We start from the raw sequence: 20771 nt of genomic DNA on the forward strand, positions 1-20771 counted from the left end.
GATGGGGGTACACGCAAGAACGGACGCGAGCGGACCCTAGCGGGAAGCTCACGAAAGTCCAGCCTATCCAAGGAGAACACCATGGCCTCTCAACGAGGAGAGTCAGCAGTACCGGCCGCAGCCCCGGCCAAGAAGCGCAAGGGACTGGACAAGTCCCACTACCTCTACATTGCAGTCATCGTCGCCGTGATTGCAGGTGCCGTTATCGGTCTGCTGTTCCCCGAGGTCGGCAAATCCCTCAAACCGCTGGGCGACGGCTTCATCAAACTCATCAAGATGATGATCGCTCCGGTGATCTTCTGCACGATCGTGCTGGGCATCGGCTCGATCGCCAAGGCCGCCACAGTAGGCAAGGTCGGCGGCCTGGCGCTTGCCTACTTCGTCGTCATGTCCACCTTCGCCTTGGCGATCGGCCTCGTGGTGGGCAACCTGATCCACCCGGGCGAGGGCCTCAAGCTCGCCCCCTATGATCCGAACAAGAAGGCGGCGGTCGACAGCACCGTTGACTTCCTGCTCGGCATCATCCCGGGCGACATTCCTGTGTTGCCGACTCTCCTCGCCGCGATCCTGGTCGGCTTCGCGCTGCAAAAGATGGGCCCTCAGGGAGCACCGATCCTCAAGGCGGTCGGTTATGGACAGGCCCTCGTGTTCCGCATCCTGATCATGATCATGTGGCTGGCCCCGGTCGGAGCCTTCGGTGCGATCGCCGCAGTTGTCGGTGCCACCGGCTTCCAGGCCATCATCAGCATGGCGACCCTGATGGGCGCCTTCTATGTCACCTGTGCCCTGTTCATCGTCGTGATCCTCGGTGGCCTGCTCAGGGTGGTCGCAGGCGTCAGCATCTTCAAGCTCATGAGGTACCTCGGCCGCGAATACCTGCTGATCTTCTCGACGTCCTCCTCCGAAGCGGCGCTGCCCCGCCTGATCGCGAAGATGGAACACCTCGGTGTGTCCAAGCCGGTCGTGGGCGTCACCGTCCCCACCGGCTACTCCTTCAACCTGGACGGCACCGCCATCTACCTGACCATGGCCGCGCTCTTCGTCGCCAACGCCATGGGCACGCCGCTGGATCTTGGTGCCCAGGTTTCCCTGCTGGTCTTCATGATCATCGCTTCCAAGGGTGCCGCCGGCGTCACCGGCGCCGGCCTGGCCACGCTGGCCGCTGGACTCCAGGCGCATGCACCTCAGTTGCTGGGCGGCGTGGGCATGATCGTAGGCATCGACCGGTTCATGTCCGAGGCCCGCGCCTTGACCAACTTCACCGGCAACGCCGTCGCCACGGTGCTGATCGGCACCTGGGTCAAGGAGATCGACGCCGGACGCGTGGACCGTGTCCTCGCCGGTGCCGAGCCGTTCGACGAAGTGACCATGCTCGCCGACCACATCGGTGGGCAGGAAACCGTCGAACAACCGACGCAGCCGGTCCTGGCACACGCCTGAACCCCAGGCCGGACACCGGCCTGAACCGCGGCCTGAACCCCGGCCGCGGCCGGACCGGACATCAAACCGCCAGATGACGCCAAAGCGCCCGGCAGCTAAGCTGCCGGGCGCTTTGGCGTTCGGATCAGCGCTCGTCTGCGCCGAATGGGGTCACCACTGTCCGGCGGGGCGTCCCGGCGTCGTCGTAGTTCAGTGTGCTGACACGGACGCCGTACAGCGCCGAGAGCTGCGCGTCGGCGAGTAGCGGCCCGGCAGGACCAGTCACCACCCCCTCGGCGCCCATGAGGACCACCGAGTCTGCGAGGAACAGGGCGTGGTCCGGGTGATGGGTGCTCACCAGCAGCGACATCCCGCTCCGCACGAGTTCCCTCAGGAGCTGGAGGACCCGGACCTGGTTTTTCAGGTCCAGCCCGGTGGACGGCTCATCCAGGACAAGGAGCCGCGAACCTCCCGCGACGGCCCGTGCAATGAGGACCAGCTGCTGCTCGCCGCCGCTCAGGGTCGGGAACAGCCGGTCGGCCAGGGCGGCGATCCCCACCCGGTCCATGGCCTGGAGGGCGGCAGCCCTGTCCCGGGTGCCGGGGGAGCGGAAGACGCCGATGTGACGGGCACGGCCCATGACCACCATGTCCAGGGCCGGGTAGCCGAACGTGCTGCCACGCGCCTGGGGAACATAGCCGGCCGTCTCGGACCGGCGCACCGCCCCCTCCTGGACGGCCAGCATGCCCGCCGCGCAGCGCACCAGCGTCGTTTTGCCGCTGCCGTTTGGCCCCAGGACCGCCGTCACGGTGCCCGGCGGCACCGAGAAGCTCAGATCCTTGAACACCCAGTTCTGCGGTGAATAGCCAAACCCGGCACCGCGTAGTTCAAGCACCGTCCCAGATCCTCTCCCTGTTCCGGCGCAACAGCACGAAGAAGACCGGCGCCCCGATTAGGGCGGTGAGGACTCCTAACGGGATTTCACCGGCCGTTGCGGTGCGCGCAATGGTGTCTATGGCGATGAGGTACGCCCCGCCCAGCAGGAATGAGACCGGCAGCAGGACGCGGTGGTCCGGGCCCACCCACATCCGCGCCAGGTGCGGGATGACCAGCCCCACCCAACTGATGACGCCGCTGACGGCCACGGCCCCTGCCACCATGAGGGCCACGGCGGAGAGGACAGCCCAGCGCAGCGGACGCGGCCGGAGGCCCAGGGCCGCGGCGTCGTCGTCGCCGAGCGAGAGCACATTGATCCGCCACCGCAGTGCCAGCAGGACGACGCCGCCGGCAGCAATCGGAATGAAGGCCACCAGTACCTTCGCCCAGGTTGCGGTGGCGACACTGCCAAGCAGCCAGAAGACGATTGCGGGAAGGGTGGTGAACGGGTCCGCCAGATACGTCACCAGGGCCACCAGGGCGGAGAAGAACGAGGCCGTGACGATTCCTCCGAGGACGACCATGAGGATGTGGGTGCCGCCCCGGCCGGACGTGATGAGGAAGACGATGGCCAGTGCCAGCAGCCCGAAGCCGAACGATCCGCCCACGAGGGCCACCGGACCCAGGCCCAGCAGCAGGGCCAGGGCACCACCGAAGGAGGCACCGGATGAAACGCCGATGACCTCCGGACTGACCAGGGGATTACGGAACACGGCCTGCAGCGCCGCACCGCCAAGTGCGAGGCCACCACCCACCAGCAGGGCCAGCAGGACCCTGGGCAGCCTGACCAGCAGCACCACGTTTTCCTCGGCAGCGGGAAGGCTTGAGCCCAAGGGAACTATCCGGGAGGCCAGGATTTCCGCGACATGGGCGAGGGACACGTTGTAGCGGCCGCTGGCGAGGGCAAGCGCCGACACGGCGGCCAGGACGGCCGCTGAGAGCAGGCATGGACCGATGACCTGGCGCAGCCTCGGTCCGCGGCGGCCGCCAAGGTGTCCCGTGGTCAGAGGCTGGGCCTCACGAAGCATCGAACTGCCGGTAGTTGGCCGAGATGCCATTGGCTTCAGTCCACAGGATCTTGTCCGTCTCCGGCGCTGATGGCCGGTAGCGGTACAGGAAATCGAAGTAGTCGCTGGTCTGGTCCCTCAGCGCGGACCGGCTGCCGGAGGGGAAACTGATATCGCTGAGCCAGCGCCACATCAGGGGTGACTCCTGGCCCGGGGGATCCCAACGGTACCCGCCCAGCGGCACCTTGTACACGCGCCGGGAACGCACGGCGGACACGCTTTGCCACACCGGATTGCCGTAGACGTCCGCGGGCATCGCGTCGTCGAAGTTCCCCAGCAGGATGATCTCCGGATCCCATGCCAGGACCTGTTCGACGTCGACCCCCACCATGCCCTTGCCCTGGAGGCCCTGCGGGCCGGTTGCTGGATTGTGGCCGCCGATGAGCTTGATGTAGAAGTCGTTGTAGCTGTCGTTTCCGGCAACCTTGAGCCCGCCGCTGAACCTGTTGAAGTAGATGATGCCCGGGCCGCCGGTGCCGCGGGAGGCGGCCTCGGCCTGGATGGACCTCTGTTGCTCGTCGCTGCGCGCCTTCATCTGCGCGGCCCGCTCCGGGTGCCCCAGCATCGTCGCGAACAGCGCGGTCCAGGTGTCCACATCCTGCTGCGTACCGGTGTTCGTGATGCCCAGGACCTTCATCCCGGCTTGTTCCAGCGGTGCCGTAAGTTGCGCATCGCTCCACTGGACCACGACGTCCGGGTTCAGTGCCCGGATGCTTTCGACATTGGGCGTGAAATCGGTAGTGGCGATGTCGTGCGGAATATTCAGGGCCTCCGGGTACATGGTGCCCATGGCGCCGTCACGCATGGCAACCCAGGAGGCGTTATGCATCCCGGCGAGATGGCTTGCGCCCTGGTCGACGGCGGCGAGCAGGGAGGCGGCCGGCATGGGAATGGTCACCACCCGGGTGACCGGGCGGTCGAAACTCAGCACGGTCCCGCGCTGGTCCGTGACCTGGATCCCGGCCGAACCGGCGGCGGAACCCGGTGGCGAGGTACCTGCCGGTGGCATTGACAGTGGTGTTGGCTGCGGCGGCGTGCTTCCCGGGGCGCAGGAAGCGAGGAACAGCGCCCCTCCGCCGTAGAGGGCCGCTGCCAGTACTGATCGTCGGTTGGCTTCGGGGATGTTCATCGGCCTACCTCCCGGGAAGGACCGCACACGAGCGGCCATTCGCTCCGCGCCAGCCATGGCAGTGTTTCCAGCCACGACAGTGTTCCAGGCACGGCATTCCCTCACAGCATCTGCCGAATGCGCAGGGGTGTCAATGCCGGCAACGCGGACATTGTTTGCCGATGGGCGGCGGTGCTAGCCTCGCACATATCCCCTGTGAAACGAGGCCACGGGATGCAAGTCAATGGCGCTCAACTCTTTGTCCGGTACGCATATCCGCCGAATTCGCGGGGCAGCTGCGGGCCGCCGGACAGCGATGCGCTGCTGCACTATGGCCAGTCGGGGGTGACGGACGCGGGCCTGCGGGAACTGGCCAAGGGGTTCGCCGGCGCCTGGCCGTATCTGGAGCTCATCGCCGGTGCCACGGGCAACCCGGACCCGCTTGACTACCCGGTAGTGGAGGCCTACTGGGTGGGAAACACGCTGCTGGACTCCGTGGGTGTGCGCAGCATCGGCAATTCCATGGAGGACAGGTTCCGAGCACGGACCGGCCATCAGTTTCCGCATCTCATGGAAGGGGTCCTGGCCGGCGGCGTACCGCACCACAGCTTCCATGTGCTGGAAATCTATCCGTGGCTTGGACTGTTGCGCGATGATCGGCGCTCATCCACGGCCCTGAACGTCCTTGACCAATGCCGCATCCGGTGGGGCGAAGTGGTGGCCGTCGAAGGGGACAGCGCCCTGGTGCGCTCCCGGCCCCTGGTCTGGGACGGGATGGCGCTCTCGCTCGGCGAACCGGTGATCGAGACGGCCAAGTACGCCGTGGCCGGGTCCGGCTTCATCGCTGACCTCACGGCAGGCGACATGGTGTCCCTTCACTGGGACTGGGTGTGCGACCGGCTGGGGCCGGCGCAGCTCCACCGGCTCCAGCACTACTTTGCGCGCCACCTCAAGATCGCCAACTCCGGCGTGGAGCATCGCGGCGCCGCGATTGCACTCGAACAGTGAATACAGAACAGTAAGGGGGGAGCGCAGGCTACGGGACGTTGTCGGTGGGGTCCGGGCCCCGTCCCATGAGCTCCAGTCCCGTCATGGCACGGTCGGCGCCAGCCTGGTCCACGCGCTCCAGGGCGAAGCCCATGTGGATCAGGACCCACGTACCGCTCTCCAACGGGCCGTCGTCGAGGAGCCCAATGTTGATCTTTCGCTGCACGCCTGCCACATCCACGAGGGCCAGTTGCCCGTTGTAGCCGTCGATCACTTCGATGATCCGGCCCGGTATTCCCAAGCACATCCGCGCTTCCTCCTCAGCCTGCTTCATCCGAACCGGCGCTCGCGGTCGCTGCGTCCGCGCACGTTATGTGGGCCGTGACCAGTGTGCGCACTGCCTCCACGGCTGCCGGGACGGCGCGGGACACGTCCTCGGTCAGCTCCATGCCGTCGTCTGTTCGCCCCGCGATGCAACCCACCAGGTAGGTCTCCGGCAGCGATCCGCCCAGGATGCGGAGGCGGCGCAGGACAGCCAGCGGGTCCATGCCATGCGGATCGAACTCCGGGTTGACCGGCAGGCCGGCCGGCGTGAGCGGTCCGCCGGGTTCCAGATCCTCCGCCCGGATCTTGAGGATCCGGAGGGTCCCGGCGCTTGTGCTTCCGTCCGCCGGGGCCGGAAGCACATCCACGAGCACCAGCGCATCCACCCCGTCCAGGAGATCGTAGGCGAGGTGCAGCCCGCGGACCCCGTAGTCCCTCACCTGAACGTGCTCTGGCACCCAGCCGGGCAGGCTTGACGCCTCCTGCGCCAGGCGGCGGGCGACGGCCGGTCCGAATCCGTCGTCGCGGAGGAACACGTTCCCCACGCCCGCCACGAGAACCCTGCTCACAGCGGGCTCACATGCTGCGCATTCGCATGTAGCGCTTGATGTCCGGAATCGAACGCAGTCCGACGACGGCCACTGCCAGGCCCGCGGCCAGCAGGAGCACGACGGTCATGATGCCCAGACCTTTCATGATGATGGTTCCTTTCCGTTGTCCGGGGGCTGCGCCGCGGCGAGCGGCACGAGTTCCTCGGGGGCGAAATACAGATACCGGCCGTACCATTCCTGCAGTTCGGCCGCCGGGTCGGCTTCGAGGACCACCGCGACGTGCGTTCCGCCGTCGACGTCGAAGTGGACTCCTGTGACACGTCCCGATTTACCGGCGAAGAAGAGGTCCTGCGCATCGGCGCGGCGCAGTGGAACAACCCGCACCCGGCTGCCGCGTGAGACCTGGACGCCGTCGATGAAGACAGTGTCCGATTCCGGATCCACGGCTGCGTCCCGGGCCGGATCCCACCACGGCGTATCGGCGCCGGTGTTCGCGGCGGCGCCGTTGCCCGGGACGGAAAATTCAGGGACGGACAATTCCGAATCTGAATATTCCGGAACGGCGAAGCCGGGGAACTCGTCGTACCCGGACGTCCCGGGTCCGCGGGGCGAACCGGCGTGCGGGTTCCGCAGGATGCCGTGCAACTGCTGGAGCTCCTCTGCTGTCATGTTTTCGCAGCGATCGATGATCGCTGCCGCCCGGGCATCGGTTGACCGGGCTTCCGCCTTTTCCTCATCGGTCAGCGTGAGCACCCGGAGGGTCAGGATTTCATCGATCTCCGTCGCGTCGAACAGTTCCACGGTGCTCTCCGGCGCCACCGCGGGGTGGTCATAGAGGATGATCGGGGACAGGAGCAGGACATCGCGCTGCCCCTCGGGGCCGGCGAGCACGGGCCAGCAGCGGTGCTGGCGGCACGAAGCCGCCGCCGCCGACGCCCACTGCGGCGGATCGATCACCGAGAGGAAGTCGGCGTCGTGGACTGCGAGCAGGACGTGGGCTCCGATGAACGAGAGCTCGATGGCGGACCGCTTGTCGGTGGTTGCTGCCGCCGTGTTTTCGACCGTGACCCTGAGCCGCCACAGCGGACCTGCCGCCGGCACCGGTGTCGCCACTTGCGTCGCCATCAGGCGCAGCTCCCCGCGGAGCGTCCGACGCCGGCGTACGAGCCTGCCGGCGGTGGCGCCGCGGGTGTCCCGTAAGGGCTCGATGTCCTCGGTCGCCGGGACGTTGACCGGCGCGCGCACGCCCGCGGCAAGTTGGCCGAGGCTGTACGGCCCGAGCGTGATCTCCTGATCCGTGGCCTCGTCCCAGCTGAGCCACCGGGACGGGCCGACCAAGAGTTCATCGACGGGTGTGAAGCCGCCGTCATCCGCGCGCTCGGCGGACCTTGTCTGCAGGTGCAGGAAGCGAAGATGGACTTCGACCCGGGCTGCGGGTCCCGGCTCGAGGAGGCAGTCCGCTGCCATGTCCGGCTCTTCACCGGCGCCGGCGGCTGCCGCGCCCGGCGGCCCAAGCACCCCGAACTGCCAGCGGGCCTGGTTCTTGGCGGACGAGGCGCGGTACGGGTACAGGAGGTACCCCTCATAGAGGACAGCGTCGGCGACGGCGCGTGCCAGGCTGAGGCCGGCGTTCACGGTACCGGGTCACCCGCCCCGGCCAACAGGCCCTCGATTGCCGCCTCCCAGGAAGTCAGGCCGTGGACCGCCTTGTACCTGGCCAGGGCCGCCAGGACGTCGCGGTCCAGGCGGATCCATCCCTGGTTGGGGAAGAATGCGTCTATCAGCGAGCGCCAGACGGCCACGGGCAGGGCGTACCGCGCTTCCCGGTCCCAGGGAATCTGCTCGACGCCGAAGCCCGCCGCGCCGCGCGTGAAAACTGTCCCGGAGAAGAGGAACTCCAGCGGAACGGTCCCGTCCCGCAGGGAGTTCAGGTACTTTGCCGCGGCGACCTCGAAATCGAAGGTGCAGGGGAGCGGCAGGTCAACCTCGACGCTGTCCGCAAATCCCTGCACCAGGACGCTGCTGTGCATCCACATGAAGGGCTTGAGGGTGGTGGGCCACCGCCCGCGGTTGCCGAAGAGTTCCAGCAGCCCGGCTTCCTCGTCGGCGTCGTAACCGCGGCGTTGGGCCAGGATCCGCACCTGGCAGCGCAGGGCCATGGCGTGGATGGCGGCGCCGCTTCGCTCCTGGATCCGCAGGCGCGCGGTCAGCTGGGGTGCGGCCGCGTAGGGCTCGGGGGTGATGTCCAGCACGCTGAATTCGAGGTCAACCATGGCGTCCCTCCTGCTCTGCCTGGGCCGGAGCGGGGGCGGGCCTGCTGCGGCTGCTGATCCGGTCGAAGAAGCCGGCGAGCTCCTGGCGGGACTCCTGGCCGCCGTCGAAGCCCTTCCACACCCGCCGCAGGCGGCCCACCAGCTCGTAGCACGTATCGATGGGGACCAGATGGCAGTCCGCCCGGTCCCGCTCGGGGCCGGGGGAGCGGATCAGCAGGGCTTCCGTGTCGGGGGCGAGCATGGCGATTGCCGGGTTGGCGGCTTGGACCGATGCCCAGGCGTTCAGGGGAAGTTCCGACTCCGTGGCGCCCGCCGGGCTCGGGTAGAAAGCAGCGGTCCGGCCCAGCGCCGAGTTGAAGAAGAAAAATGCCAGTCCCACCGGGATTTCCAGCTCGTCCCACTGGGCCTGCCCGAGCTCGAAGGGCTCGAATGAGACGTAGCGGTCAGGGACGGAACGGTAGCGCAGATGGGCCGACGAGTCCGTGAACAGCAGATAGCAGGGCCGGCACGTGCACAGCAGGGAGCGGCTCTCCAGATCCACCACATGCTGGTGGGCCTCCGGAATGGGCTCCGCGCACATCTCGCAGCGCTCGCCGGCAGGCTGGGCCGGGCGGGTGGAAGCTATCCGGCGGAGCACGGAGAGCGCCGACGTTCCCCCGGCTCCTGTACCGCCCGTGGGCTCCCTCCCGGCTCCTGTGCCGCCCGTCGCCGGCCTCCCGGTTCCCGGCGGCGCCGTCATTCCCGGCTCCGTTCCCGTGCCGCGGCGTTCATTTGCGGCACCTCACAGCGGGTCCGCGGTGGTGGGAACGGCCACGGAGGGAACACCGTCGCGGAGCAGCAGTGGTAGAGGATCAAGATGCAGTGCCTTGTCCTCGAGGCAGGCCCCGGCCTTCCGGACGTCGAAGTGGCTGCGGCAGTGCGGGCAGCGCAACAGCCCGCCGCCCACCGGGGCCGCCAGTGCACGCTGCAGCGAGGCGCCCGGCATGGAATGGGTGCAACGGGGGCAGCGGTCCACAAACGCGTAAACGTCCGGGCCGATCCGGCAGGTGAGCACCTCGACGCCCGCCACCAGGAAGCCCGCGACGCTCCCGGACTCGAGTTCAGCGAGGGCCGGGACCGCCTGCCACGTGCCGGAGGCCGGCGTGGCGGCGTCGTGCGCCGTCCAGTCCGGTGCGCCGGCGTCGGACGGGCCGCCGTCGTGGCCGCCCAGCCCGTCCAGCCTGGAGCGCAGGGCACCGACCGGGATCAGGGCAGGTACGGCGGCGGGGGCCGCCTCCTCCACTTCGATGGCGGTCACCTCCGGCGCCGCGGTTTCTATCGCGTCCTCGACGGCGAGTTTGAGAGTGACCGACGACGACGGACAGCCCTGGCAGCTGCCCAGCAGCCTCAGCCGGACGACGCCCTCTTCGCTGATGCCGAGAAGCTCCACATCCCCGCCGTGCGAGCCGAGGTAAGGCCGGACTGAGTCGAGGGCGGCGGCGACCCTCCCGGGCAGGTCCACGGGGTGCAGTCCGTGGATCAGCAGCAGGCCGGACACCAACGGGTCCGACGTGAGAGCGGACACCGTTCCAGAATCGAGCACACCCTGCGCATCCAGCACATGCAGGATTCGTTCCAGCCCGGCACCGTACAGCTCCGTTACCTGCCGGACCAGTTCCTCTGCCCGGTCCCGGGCCACAGGACCGCCGGAACCCAGCGCATCGAGGAGCGAACTGATCCGTTCACCGGCCGAGCCCAACAGATTCTCCCGGTCCATGGCGGGCTACTCACCGGTGAGCGACTGCGTGGGGGAGTGCAGCAGGTCCAGCGTCTGCCCGTCCCCCAGGTACATGTGGACGCCGCACGGCAGGCAGGGGTCGAAGCTCCGGACGGTGCGCATGATGTCGATGCCCTTGAAATGATCGCGGTCGTTCTCCTCGAAGATGGGCTGGCCCTGCACCGCGTCCTCGTACGGACCCGGCGTTCCCTCGGAGTCGCGCGGGCTCGCGTTCCATGGCGTCGGCGGGTAGGGATGATAGTTGGCGATCTTGCCGTCGCGGATCACCATGTGGTGGGAGAGCACGCCGCGGACGGCTTCGGTGAAGCCGCAACTGATGGCTTCGTCCGGGACCTCAAAGGACTCCCAGGTCTTGGTGCGGCCCGCCCGGATCTCCTCGAGTGCCTTTTCGGCGAAGTGCAGTGCAGCGGCGGCCGCGTAGGCCTGGAAATAGGTCCGCGCCCGGTTGCGTTCCAGCGTGTTGCTCCACTGCGGGATCTTCCATTCCAGGGTCACCGGGCCCTTCAGCGCCGTCTTGGGCAGCTCGATCTGGACGCTGCTGCCCGTTGACTTGAGGTAGCCGGTCTCGACGAGTCCGGCAAGGGCGGTGGACCACAGCCGGGCAAGCGGCCCGCCGCCGGTATCCAGCGCCAGATTGTTTTCGCCGTCAGACCACCGTGGCGACATTACCCAGCTGTACTTGTCCTCCAGGTCGCGCTTCTGCGGCCGCGGGTTGGTGTGCTGGTTCCAGGGGTGCCGGCGGTCCACCGGGTTGCCCAGCGGATCACGGGTGACGAACATTTCCTGGTCGCCCCAGTCCTCGTAGTACGACGAGCCCAGCATGATGCGGATCCCCAGATTGATCCGCACCAGGTCCGTGGTCACGAGTTTGCCGTCCACCACCACCCCGGGGGTGACGAACATCTTCCGGCCCCACTCCGTCATGTCCTTGTAGGCGAAATTGCAGAACTCCGGATCCTGGAAGGAACCCCAGCAGCCCAGCAGGGTGCGCCGCAGCCCCACATGCTCGTAACCGGGAAGTGCCTCATAGAAGAAATCGAACAGGTCGTCGTGCATCGGCACGACCTTCTTCATGAACTCCACGTAGCGCATGAGCCGGGTGATGTAGTCCGTCATCAGTTGGATCGTCGCCACGGTGCCCACGCCGCCCGGGTAAAGCGTGGAGGGATGGACATGCCGGCCCTCCATCAGACAGAACATTTCCCGGGTCATCCGGCTCACCTGCAGCGCCTCGCGGTAGAACTCCCCGGTGAACGGGTTCAACGAGCGCATGATGTCCGCGATGGTGCGGTAGCCGTGCTCGGCCGCGTGAGGGGCCGGCGTGTTCTCGGCTTTGGCGAGCACCGCCGGGTTGGTTTCGGAGACCATCTTCTCGCAGTAGTCAACGCCGACCAGATTCTCCTGGAAGATGTTGTGGTCGAACATGTACTCGGCAGCCTCGCCCAGGTTGACGATCCATTCGCCGAGGTGCGGAGGCTTCACCCCGTAGGCCATGTTCTGCGCGTAGCAGGAGCACGTGGCGTGGTTGTCGCCGCAGATTCCGCAGATCCGGCTCGTGATGAAGTGGGCGTCCCGGGGGTCCTTGCCGCGCATGAAGATGGAATAGCCGCGGAAAATCGATGACGTGCTGTGGCATTCCACCACTTCGTTGTTCTTGAAGTCGACCTTGGTATAGATGCCGAGGCTGCCGACGATCCTCGTGATCGGGTCCCAGGCCATCTCCACCAGGTTTTCGCCCGCGGAACCGTCCGCCGAAGGCATCGGAATCGTCGAAGTCATTGCATTGCCTCTCTGCTTAGCGTCCCTACCAGGTCCGCTTGGCGCCGGTCAGCAGTTCATTGCCGGGTTTGCGCCAGCGTGGTTCCTGGTCCAGCGTGTGCTTCGTGATGTTCCGCAGTGTCCTGATGGTCTTGCCGTAGGGCATGACCGACGCGGTGGACAGTTTGCCGCCAGGAGGTTCGTCCATGAACGGCATGAATTTGTCCGGGAATCCCGGCATCGTGCAGCCGATGCAGATGCCGCCCACGTTCGGGCAGCCGCCGATTCCGTTCATCCAGCCACGCTTGGGCACGTTGCACTTGACCACAGGTCCCCAGCAGCCGAGTTTGACGATGCACTTCGGGGACCCGTATTCGGTGGCGAAGTCGCCCTGTTCGTAGTACCCGGCGCGGTCGCATCCCTCGTGCACCGTCTGGCCGAACAGCCACGTTGGCCGGAGTGCCTCGTCAAGGGGAATCATGGGTGCCTGCCCGGTGGCCTGATACAGCAGATATGTCATGGTCTCTGACAGGTTGTCCGGCTGGATGGGGCAGCCCGGGACGCACACGATCGGGATTCCGGCCTTGGACCGCCAGTCATATCCGAGATAGTCGGGCACCCCCATGGCCCCGGTGGGGTTCCCGGCCATGGCATGGATGCCGCCGTAGGTCGCGCAGGTTCCCGCCGCGATGATCGCCGTCGCCTTGGGGGCCAGCCGGTCCAACCACTCGCTGGTGGTGATCGGCTGTCCGGTCTCAAGGTTGTTGCCGAAGGCAGCCCAGTAGCCGCCCGCGGCGTGCAGCTTCTCATTCGGGATGGACCCCTCCACCACCAGCACGAACGGCTCCAGCTCGCCGCGGTCCGCCTTGCGGAACCACTCGAGGAAGTCGTCGGCTCCCTGCTGCGGGCCGCATTCGAAGTCGATCAGCGGCCAGTGCATGGCGATTTTGGGGAGTCCGGGAAGCGCCCCGAGGGCTATCTCCTCGACGCTGGGCTGGGTTGCCGCCGTCAGGGCCACGGAGTCACCGTCGCAGCTGAGTCCGGCGTTGATCCACAGGACGTGGATCAAAGTTTCTTCCGCTTTCAATGCAGTAGCTGTAGGCATCGTTGCCTCCTTCGGAGCCCCGCCCTGCGGCTGCGGCTCGAATGTTGCGTCAGCAGGTCAAACGCGTAGTCCACCGGAGCGCGGTGCGCTCCCGACGGCGGCCGTCGCCGCGTGGGGATTCTTCCGGATCCACTCCAGCCAGCCATCCATGCCTTCGCCGGTGGTAGCTGACAGGGTCAGGACGTCGACGCCGGGATTCAGCCGGCGCGCCTGGCCAACGCAGCGCTCGACGTCGAACTCCACGTAGGGGAGCAGGTCTGCTTTGTTGATGATCACCAGGTCGGCAGCCAGGAACATGTGGGGGTATTTCTGCGGTTTATCATCGCCCTCCGTAACTGAGATCACGACGACCCTGGCCGATTCGCCGAGGTCGAACAATGCCGGGCACACCAGGTTGCCCACGTTTTCGATGAAGACTGTGGAGCCGGGTCCAGGGTCCAGTGCGTCCAGGGCCCGCTGCAGCATCCCGGCATCCAGGTGGCAGCCTGCTCCGGTGTTAATTTGGATCACCGGCCGCCCCGTGGACCGGATCCGGTCGGCGTCCAGCGAAGTCTCCTGGTCGCCTTCAATGACACCGATGTCCAGTTCTCCGGCCAGTTCCCGGATGGTCCGCACCAGGAGCGTGGTCTTGCCGGCCCCGGGGGAACTCATGACATTGAAGGCCCGGATGCCGCGTCCTTCCAGCCATCCCCGGTTCCGTGCGGCCAGGAGGTCGTTCTTGGCGAGAAGATTCTCCTCCAGGGAAATGAGCGTCCGTCCATCAGGCGCGTGGCTGTGCCCGTCAGGCCCGTGATCGTGCGGATGTTCGTGCCCGTGATCGTGGGGATGCGGATGGGGATGCGGATGCTCGTGCGGGGCTGCAGCAGCGTGCACCGTATTCTGCACTGTTCCGTCGTGCACTGTTCCGTCGTGCACCGTTCCGTCGTGCACCGTTCCGTCGAGGTCGGAAACCCTTGTTCCGGCGTCGTCGCCGCATCCGCACGTCGCACACATACCTATGCAACCTCCACCGACGTGACCAGGAGTTCCCGGCCGCTGACGATTTCGACATCGGCGCTGCCGCACGGACAGAGCAGAAATATGTCCTCGAGGACGAATTCGTCGCGGCAGCTGCGGCACCTGGCCCGGCCCTCGGATTCATCGATAGTGAGGGCTGCCCCGGCCAGCGGCGTGTCAGCTGAAACCACTTCGAAGCAAAAGCGCACTGCGTCCGGCAGGACACCGCTCAAGGGGCCGATTCGCAGGTTGACGCCCGTGACGGGGCGGTCGCCGGTCCGGTTCAGGACCGCCTCCACAAGACTTTGGGTAATCGCAAGTTCGTGCATGAGCTGCTGCCACCTCGTCGTTTCAATGTAGGCCCGCGGGGTACAAACTTCAATATGCCTGCACTAGGCTCGGAGCCGCCCCTCGCCGGCTGTCTTCCTCCCGTAGCCGCTCCCGCCAAAGCTGCCGGCGTGCTCCGGCCGTCGTGCCCGGCCGGAGGCCGCAACCTTCGACTTCAACCAGAACGTCAAGGCACAGCGCCCGCGCCAGTGTCAAGGTCCGGCGAATACCGTGTCGGGCGCTGTAACCTTGGGAGGAACGCGCTGGGCTCTGGGAGCCCGGAGGCGGCAATATGAAGCACGACAATCACCGTCATCGAAAGTGTGGATAGATACGTGAGCAGCGAGCAGGGTTCAGCAACTCTGGAAGGCACCGAATTCGACCTGGAAGACGCCGTTATGGGTCCCACCGGGCGGCCCCATCGCGACTTTCCGGAGCCCGCACCGCTGTCTTCCCACGGTCCTGCGCGGGTGATTGCCATGGTGAACCAGAAGGGCGGCGTGGGCAAAACCACGTCCACGATCAACCTCGCCGCAGCCCTGGCCGAATACGGCCGCCGGGTGCTCCTGGTCGACTTCGATCCGCAGGGTGCCCTGTCCGCCGGCCTGGGCACTAACCCGCACGAGCTCGATCTCACCGTTTACAACGTGCTGATGGACCGCAAAGTGGACATCCGCGACGCCATCCAGAAGACCGGCGTGGAAAACGTGGATCTGCTCCCTGCCAACATCGACCTCTCCGCCGCCGAGGTGCAGCTGGTCAACGAAGTGGCCCGCGAGCAGGTCCTGGACCGTGCGCTGAAAAAGGTCGAAGACGATTACGACGTCGTCCTGATCGATTGCCAGCCCTCACTCGGGCTCCTCACGGTCAACGCGCTGACCGCCGCCCACGGCGTCATCATCCCGCTCATCTGTGAATTCTTCGCCCTGCGCGCCGTCGCGCTGCTCGTGGAAACCATCGACAAGGTCCAGGACCGCCTCAATCCGCGCCTGCAGGTCGACGGCGTGCTCGCCACGATGTACGACGCGCGGACCCTTCACAGCCGGGAAGTGATCGCCCGCCTGGTGGAGGCCTTCGGTGACAAGGTCTTCGAAACCGTCATCAAGCGCTCCATCAAGTTCGCCGACGCCACGGTTGCAGCCGAGCCCATCACAACCTACGCGGGCAACCACGTCGGTGCCGACGCCTACCGCCGCCTGGCCAAAGAGCTGATCTCGCGCGGCGGCGCGCCCTAGCCAGGATCGTGGCAGGCGCCTTCTCTCCGCCAGCGGAGCTCGACATGCCGGCGACTCTCGACATGCCGGCGGAGTTCGACACACGCGCGGATTCCGCGCAGTCCGCAGGCCCGGCCGTCCCCGCAGCACCTGACCTGGCTGCGTCGTCCGGGAAGAAGCCCGGATTCGAAGTGCGGCTCGCCAACTTCACCGGCCCGTTCGACCTCCTGCTCGGCCTGATCTCCAAGCATCAGCTGGACATCACCGAGGTGGCGCTGTCCACGGTCACAGACGAATTCATCAAGTACATTCGAGGCCTGCAGCAGCTGGGGGAGGAATGGGCACTGGATGAGGCCAGCGAATTCCTGGTGATTGCGGCCACGCTCCTGGACCTCAAAGCGGCCCGGCTGCTGCCCGCAGGCGAGGTCGAGGACGATGAGGACATTGCCCTGCTGGAGGCCCGGGACCTCCTGTTCGCCCGGCTGCTGCAGTACAAGGCTTTCAAACACGTGGCCGGCATGATCGGCTCCACCCTTGAGCTCGAAGCCCGGCGGTATCCCCGGCAGGTTGCCCTGGAGGGACACTTTGCTGCCCTCCTTCCGGAACTTCTTTGGCGGCACACCCCGGAGCAGTTCGCTTCCCTGGCCGAGGCGGCCCTCAAGCCCAAGGAGGCCGCCCCCACGGAAGTAGGCCTCGCGCACCTGCACGGTACGCCCGTGAGCGTCAAGGAACAGGCCGAGCTGCTGGGGAACCGGTTGCGGCTGGGGACGCCGCTGACGTTCCGGGCGCTGATCGCCGACGCCGAATCCACGCTGGTGGTGGTGGCGCGGTTCCTGGCCCTGCTGGAACTGTTCCGCGACCGCGCGGTGGGCTTTGACCAGCTGCTGCCGCTGGGCGAGCTGACCGTGCACTGGACGGCCGATGCCGAYGGGTGGAGCAGCGAAAACCTGAGTGAAGAATACGAGGACCAGCCGTGAACGAACGATTGCCGGACACCGAACCGGACGCCGAACCGGACACGCGGCCGGACGTCGAGAGCCTGCCCGGCGGGGCCCGCGCGGCCCTCGAAGCCGTCCTGATGGTGATCGACGAACCGGCCACAACCATGGCCCTCGCCGCCGGACTGGACCTGACGGTCGACGTCGTCGAGTCCCTCCTGGCTGAACTGCAGCGTGATTATAACGGCTATACTGTTAATGCCCCGGATGCGGACGTCGCCAGCCAGAACAGCACCAACACCAGTAGCAACACTGGCAAAACTGACGGCAACAATGCCGCCCCCCGGGGTTTTGAATTGCGGAATATCGCCGGAGGCTGGCGGATCTATTCCCGCGCGGAGTTCGCCGAGATCGTTGGCGGATTCGTGCTGGAAGGACAAACAGCCAGGCTGACGCAGGCGGCGCTCGAAACGCTCGCCGTCATCGCATACCGCCAGCCCGTATCAAGGGCGCGGGTGTCTGCAATTCGAGGAGTCAACGTCGACTCTGTCGTGCGGACGCTGACGCAGCGGGGGCTGATCGAGGACTCGGGAACTGATCCCGAATCCGGGGCAATCCTGTACCGCACGACATCGTATTTCCTTGAGCGGATGGGAATCGGCTCTGTGGCTGAATTGCCACAGCTTTCCCCCCACCTTCCGGGTCTGGAAGGCATCGAGGAGTACTACGACGCAGGAAGAATGTAAGAAGTATCTTGTGCGGGCACAACGTCTGCACAAGAGTATCCACCGGGCAGAATAATTTGCCCGGCCGGCGGGTGTTGTCGGGAGACAGCGGCCGCGGGCCACCAACGTAAGGACGGGTCATGACACAGGCGGGACGCCAGGGTTCACCACGTAACAGTTCGGGACGCAACAGTGCCGGACAAAGCAGTGCCGGACAAAGCAGAGGCCAGGGCAAGACCGCACGCGGCCCGGTCCAGGGCGGCGGACCGCGCGCCGCCGGCGGCAAGGGAGGCCGTGACTTCTCCAAGGGCGGCGGAGACCGCCCCTTCAAGCACCCCAAGCCTCGCGAAGAGGCCTTCATCGATCCGGACCTCCAGGGTCCCGACGGCGCGCCGTCGGCTGCCCGCCAGGCCTCCGCTGACTGGAAGTCCAAAGCGCCATCTGGCAAGGAAGCAGCCCGCAAGGCCGCCGCCCGCAAGCCCGGCTTCGGCAAGACCCCCGGCACCCCCGGTGCCCTCAAGCCCAAGCCGCGCACCGGCGCCGCCAAGTTCGCCGGTCCCCGGGCCTTCGGCAGCGAACGCTTCGGCCAGAACCTCGGACCGGTGAGCAAGCCAGTCCGCAACCGCGGACCGCGCCGCGAGGTGCCGCAGTCTGAGCTGCACGACGCCGACGGCACCCGCCTCCAGAAGGTCATGGCCTCCGCCGGAGTCGCCTCACGGCGCGTCTGCGAAGAAATGATTGCCGAAGGCCGCGTCGAGGTCGACGGCCAGGTGGTCACCGAGCTCGGCGTGCGCGTCGACCCGAAAACGGCAGTGATCCACGTCGACGGACTGCGCATCCAGCTGGACGAGAACATGGTCTACATGGTCTTCAACAAGCCCAAGGGCGTTGTCTCCACCATGGAGGACCCGGATGGCCGCCCGTGCATCAGCGATTTCGTCCGCAACCACCACGGCGAACGCCTGTTCCACGTGGGCCGGCTCGACGTCGCCACGGAAGGGCTGCTGCTCCTGACGAACGACGGCGAGCTTGCCAACCGCCTGACGCACCCGTCCTACGAAGTGCCCAAGACCTACCTCGTGCAGGTCCGCGGGCCGTTCCCGCAGGGCATCGGCGCCGAACTCAAGGCCGGAGTCGAACTCGAGGACGGTATCGCCTCGGTGGACTCCTTCAAGCTCGTCGACTCGACCCCCGGCCACGTGCTGATCGAGGTCGTGCTCCACTCGGGTAAGAACCGGATCGTCCGGCGCATGTTCGACGCCGTTGGCTTCCCCGTGCTGCGCCTGGTCCGCGTCAAGGTTGGCCCCATCGGTCTGGGCGACCAGCGCCAGGGCAGCATCCGCAACCTCGGCAAGCAGGAAGTCGGCCACCTGCTGGCATCCGTGGGGCTGTAAGCATGTCCGCTTTCCGCACGCACGGCCGCGGCCACCTGAACGGCCCGGTGGTCGTCTTGGGCTCCGGGCTCCTGGGCACCAGCATCGGGCTGGGGCTGCGGGGGCGCGGTGTCGCTGTGTTCCTCTCGGATCCCTCKCCGACCAACCAGGCCGTCGCCGTTGACATCGGCGCCGGCCTGCCACTGGCGCGCCTCGACGGGGACCAGCCGGAGCTCGTCGTAGTGGCGGCGCCGCCGGATGTCACGGCGGACGTCGTTGCCGGCGCGCTCCGGGACTACCCGCACGCCGTCGTGGTGGACATCGCGAGTGTGAAGGCGTCCATCCTGGCCGATCTCCGCAGCCGCGGTGCCGACGTGGGCCGCTACGTGGGGACCCACCCCATGGCGGGGCGCGAGAAATCCGGCCCCGTCGCAGCCCGCGGCGAGCTGTTCACCTCCATGCCGTGGGTCGTGTGCCCCGCGGAAGAGACTCTGCCGGAGTCCCTGCAGGTGGCGCGTTCGCTGGCCGGCGATCTCGGCGCCGTCGTGTCCGAATTCGCCGCCGACGAACACGACGAAGCCGTGGCGCTTGTCTCACATCTGCCGCAGGTGATGTCCTCGCTCGTGGCCAGCCGCCTGCAGGGCACGCCCCTGCACGCCCTTTCCCTGGCCGGGAACGGGCTGCGGGACGTCACCCGGATCGCTGCGAGCGATCCCACGCTCTGGGTCCAGATCCTGGGCGCGAACGCGGACAAGGTGGTGGAGATCCTGCACGGAGTCCGCGAGGACCTCAACCGGCTGATCGGCACTCTGGAGGCCCCGACCGCTCCTGGTGCCCGGCTGGACCTTGCCCAGCTGATCAGCGAAGGCAACGCCGGCCAGTCCCGGATCCCGGGCAAGCACGGCGGACCCCCGCAGGCCTATTCGTGGCTGACGGTCCTGGTGGATGACACGCCGGGACAGATCGCCAAGCTCCTGACCGAGATCGGCGAGATCGGCGTCAACGTCGAGGACCTCCGCCTCGACCACTCCTCGGGACAGAATGTGGGCATGGTGGAAATTTCCGTCCTGCCCAATAAGCACGACCTTTTGATCGAAGCCCTCAACGACCGCGGATGGCGGGTACTCCAGTAATGACCCAGGAACTCATCGAGACAGTGGACGTGCTCCGCCCCGGGAAAAGCCTCGTGGTGGCCATCGACGGCCCCTCCGGCTCCGGCAAATCCAGCGTCAGCAAAGAGGTGGCCCGCCGGCTAAAGCTGGCCTACCTCGACACAGGCGCGATGTACCGCGCCCTGACGTGGTTCTGCCTGGAGAACGGCACGGACCTGGACGACGGGGCGGCCGTCGAGTCCGCCTCTGAGGCGCTCCCGCTGGAAATCAGCACGAGTCCGCAGGAAGAGTACGTCCGCGTCGGCGGCCACGATGTCACTCTCGCCATCCGGGAGCCGGCCATTTCCGCGGCCGTCAGCGCCGTCGCCACTACCCTGGGCGCACGTACGGAACTGATCCGCCGGCAGCGGGAGCTGATCGAAAAGCACCACCGCCGCATGGTGGTCGAGGGCCGGGACATCACCACCGTCGTCGCGCCCCATGCCGAGGTCCGGATGCTGCTGACCGCCAGCGAGGAAGCCCGGCTGCGCCGCCGCGGCATCCAGCTGGGCGGGAGCCAGAATGCCGAGCAACTGGCAGCCCAGGTCACGCACCGCGATGCCAGGGACTCCACCGTTGTGAACTTCACCACAGCCGCCGACGGCGTCGTCACGCTCGACTCCTCGGAGCTGGACTTCGACGAGACGGTTCAGGCCGCTCTCGACATCGTGGACACGGTGGTCAACCACACCGCTGTCCCACACCGGACCGTCCACGGTGACTGAGGGGCGCGCAGATTGGC

At 66.9% G+C, this 20771-nt stretch carries 22 protein-coding genes; 8 read left to right on the forward strand and 14 right to left on the reverse strand.

Annotation, left to right across the window (positions count from 1 at the left end):
* Window positions 1–81 precede the first annotated feature (81 nt).
* Complete coding sequence (locus AC1D2F_RS16585) at window positions 82–1440, forward strand: cation:dicarboxylate symporter family transporter (protein WP_476967216.1); 1359 nt, start codon at window positions 82–84, stop codon at window positions 1438–1440.
* Window positions 1441–1564: 124 nt separating this feature from the next.
* Here AC1D2F_RS16585 and AC1D2F_RS16590 read toward each other — a convergent pair whose 3' ends face one another.
* From AC1D2F_RS16590 to AC1D2F_RS16600, 3 genes are read right to left on the reverse strand one after another with little or no spacing between them, the layout of a single operon-like run.
* On the reverse strand, window positions 1565–2314 hold the full coding sequence (locus tag AC1D2F_RS16590; protein WP_229992528.1) for an ABC transporter ATP-binding protein: 750 nt from the start codon (window positions 2312–2314) through the stop codon (window positions 1565–1567).
* Window positions 2307–3413, reverse strand: a complete 1107-nt coding sequence (locus AC1D2F_RS16595) for a FecCD family ABC transporter permease (protein WP_229992529.1) — start codon at window positions 3411–3413, stop codon at window positions 2307–2309. The genes AC1D2F_RS16590 and AC1D2F_RS16595 overlap by 8 nt, the downstream gene beginning before the upstream one ends.
* Window positions 3373–4551: an ABC transporter substrate-binding protein gene (locus tag AC1D2F_RS16600; protein ID WP_229992530.1), complete on the reverse strand. Its 1179-nt coding sequence runs from the start codon at window positions 4549–4551 to the stop codon at window positions 3373–3375. The genes AC1D2F_RS16595 and AC1D2F_RS16600 overlap by 41 nt, the downstream gene beginning before the upstream one ends.
* Window positions 4552–4764: 213 nt before the next feature.
* Between AC1D2F_RS16600 and AC1D2F_RS16605 the strand changes: the two genes are divergently transcribed.
* Window positions 4765–5538, forward strand: a complete 774-nt coding sequence (locus tag AC1D2F_RS16605; protein ID WP_229992531.1) for a DUF6390 family protein — start codon at window positions 4765–4767, stop codon at window positions 5536–5538.
* Between the two features lie 28 nt (window positions 5539–5566).
* On the opposite strand, the gene AC1D2F_RS16610 is transcribed toward AC1D2F_RS16605, so the two are convergent.
* From AC1D2F_RS16610 to AC1D2F_RS16660, 11 genes are all read right to left on the reverse strand, one after another.
* The gene (locus AC1D2F_RS16610) at window positions 5567–5824 is read right to left on the reverse strand and encodes a HypC/HybG/HupF family hydrogenase formation chaperone (RefSeq protein WP_229992532.1); all 258 of its coding nucleotides are present in this window, start codon (window positions 5822–5824) and stop codon (window positions 5567–5569) included.
* 13 nt (window positions 5825–5837) lie between these two features.
* Entirely contained in the window at window positions 5838–6410 is a 573-nt protein-coding gene (locus AC1D2F_RS16615; RefSeq protein WP_476967217.1) for a hydrogenase maturation protease, read from the reverse strand.
* A 7-nt stretch (window positions 6411–6417) separates the two neighbouring features.
* Window positions 6418–6537: a DUF6893 family small protein gene (locus AC1D2F_RS16620; protein ID WP_414645459.1), complete on the reverse strand. Its 120-nt coding sequence runs from the start codon at window positions 6535–6537 to the stop codon at window positions 6418–6420.
* Window positions 6534–8027, reverse strand: coding sequence for a hypothetical protein (locus AC1D2F_RS16625; RefSeq protein WP_229992534.1), 1494 nt, complete (start codon window positions 8025–8027; stop codon window positions 6534–6536). Before AC1D2F_RS16625 ends, AC1D2F_RS16620 begins: the two co-directional genes overlap by 4 nt.
* A complete protein-coding gene (locus AC1D2F_RS16630; protein WP_229992535.1) occupies window positions 8024–8665 on the reverse strand; it encodes a DUF6084 family protein in 642 nt (213 codons plus the stop codon). Before AC1D2F_RS16630 ends, AC1D2F_RS16625 begins: the two co-directional genes overlap by 4 nt.
* On the reverse strand, window positions 8658–9404 hold the full coding sequence (locus AC1D2F_RS16635) for a DUF5947 family protein (RefSeq protein WP_229992536.1): 747 nt from the start codon (window positions 9402–9404) through the stop codon (window positions 8658–8660). Before AC1D2F_RS16635 ends, AC1D2F_RS16630 begins: the two co-directional genes overlap by 8 nt.
* A gap of 42 nt (window positions 9405–9446) precedes the next feature.
* Window positions 9447–10421: a NifU family protein gene (locus AC1D2F_RS16640; RefSeq protein WP_229992537.1), complete on the reverse strand. Its 975-nt coding sequence runs from the start codon at window positions 10419–10421 to the stop codon at window positions 9447–9449.
* Between the two features lie 6 nt (window positions 10422–10427).
* Window positions 10428–12221, reverse strand: a complete 1794-nt coding sequence (locus AC1D2F_RS16645) for a nickel-dependent hydrogenase large subunit (RefSeq protein ID WP_229992538.1) — start codon at window positions 12219–12221, stop codon at window positions 10428–10430.
* A gap of 25 nt (window positions 12222–12246) precedes the next feature.
* Window positions 12247–13305, reverse strand: coding sequence for an NADH-quinone oxidoreductase subunit B family protein (locus AC1D2F_RS16650; protein WP_229992539.1), 1059 nt, complete (start codon window positions 13303–13305; stop codon window positions 12247–12249).
* Window positions 13306–13362: 57 nt separating this feature from the next.
* Window positions 13363–14235, reverse strand: coding sequence for a hydrogenase nickel incorporation protein HypB (gene hypB / locus AC1D2F_RS16655; RefSeq protein WP_476967218.1), 873 nt, complete (start codon window positions 14233–14235; stop codon window positions 13363–13365).
* Window positions 14236–14300: 65 nt separating this feature from the next.
* Window positions 14301–14630 carry a hydrogenase maturation nickel metallochaperone HypA/HybF gene (locus tag AC1D2F_RS16660; protein ID WP_229992541.1) on the reverse strand — a complete coding sequence of 110 codons (330 nt, stop codon included), beginning with the start codon at window positions 14628–14630 and terminating at the stop codon, window positions 14301–14303.
* 333 nt (window positions 14631–14963) lie between these two features.
* On the opposite strand from AC1D2F_RS16660, the gene AC1D2F_RS16665 reads away from it, so the two are divergent.
* The 6 genes from AC1D2F_RS16665 to cmk all read left to right on the forward strand — a co-directional run bounded on the left by AC1D2F_RS16665 (window position 14964) and on the right by cmk (window position 20754).
* Complete coding sequence (locus AC1D2F_RS16665; RefSeq protein ID WP_476967219.1) at window positions 14964–15863, forward strand: ParA family protein; 900 nt, start codon at window positions 14964–14966, stop codon at window positions 15861–15863.
* Window positions 15864–15925: 62 nt separating this feature from the next.
* Window positions 15926–16819, forward strand: coding sequence for a segregation and condensation protein A (locus AC1D2F_RS16670; RefSeq protein WP_476967229.1), 894 nt, complete (start codon window positions 15926–15928; stop codon window positions 16817–16819).
* A gap of 101 nt (window positions 16820–16920) precedes the next feature.
* Window positions 16921–17526: an SMC-Scp complex subunit ScpB gene (gene scpB / locus AC1D2F_RS16675; protein ID WP_229992577.1), complete on the forward strand. Its 606-nt coding sequence runs from the start codon at window positions 16921–16923 to the stop codon at window positions 17524–17526.
* A gap of 119 nt (window positions 17527–17645) precedes the next feature.
* Window positions 17646–18899, forward strand: coding sequence for a pseudouridine synthase (locus tag AC1D2F_RS16680; protein WP_476967220.1), 1254 nt, complete (start codon window positions 17646–17648; stop codon window positions 18897–18899).
* Between the two features lie 2 nt (window positions 18900–18901).
* Entirely contained in the window at window positions 18902–20011 is a 1110-nt protein-coding gene (locus AC1D2F_RS16685) for a prephenate dehydrogenase (RefSeq protein WP_229992545.1), read from the forward strand.
* Complete coding sequence (cmk, locus tag AC1D2F_RS16690) at window positions 20011–20754, forward strand: (d)CMP kinase (protein WP_229992546.1); 744 nt, start codon at window positions 20011–20013, stop codon at window positions 20752–20754. The genes AC1D2F_RS16685 and cmk overlap by 1 nt, the downstream gene beginning before the upstream one ends.
* Window positions 20755–20771 lie beyond the last annotated feature (17 nt).

The sequence above is a fragment of the Arthrobacter sp. P1_B3 genome, assembly GCF_056406615.1.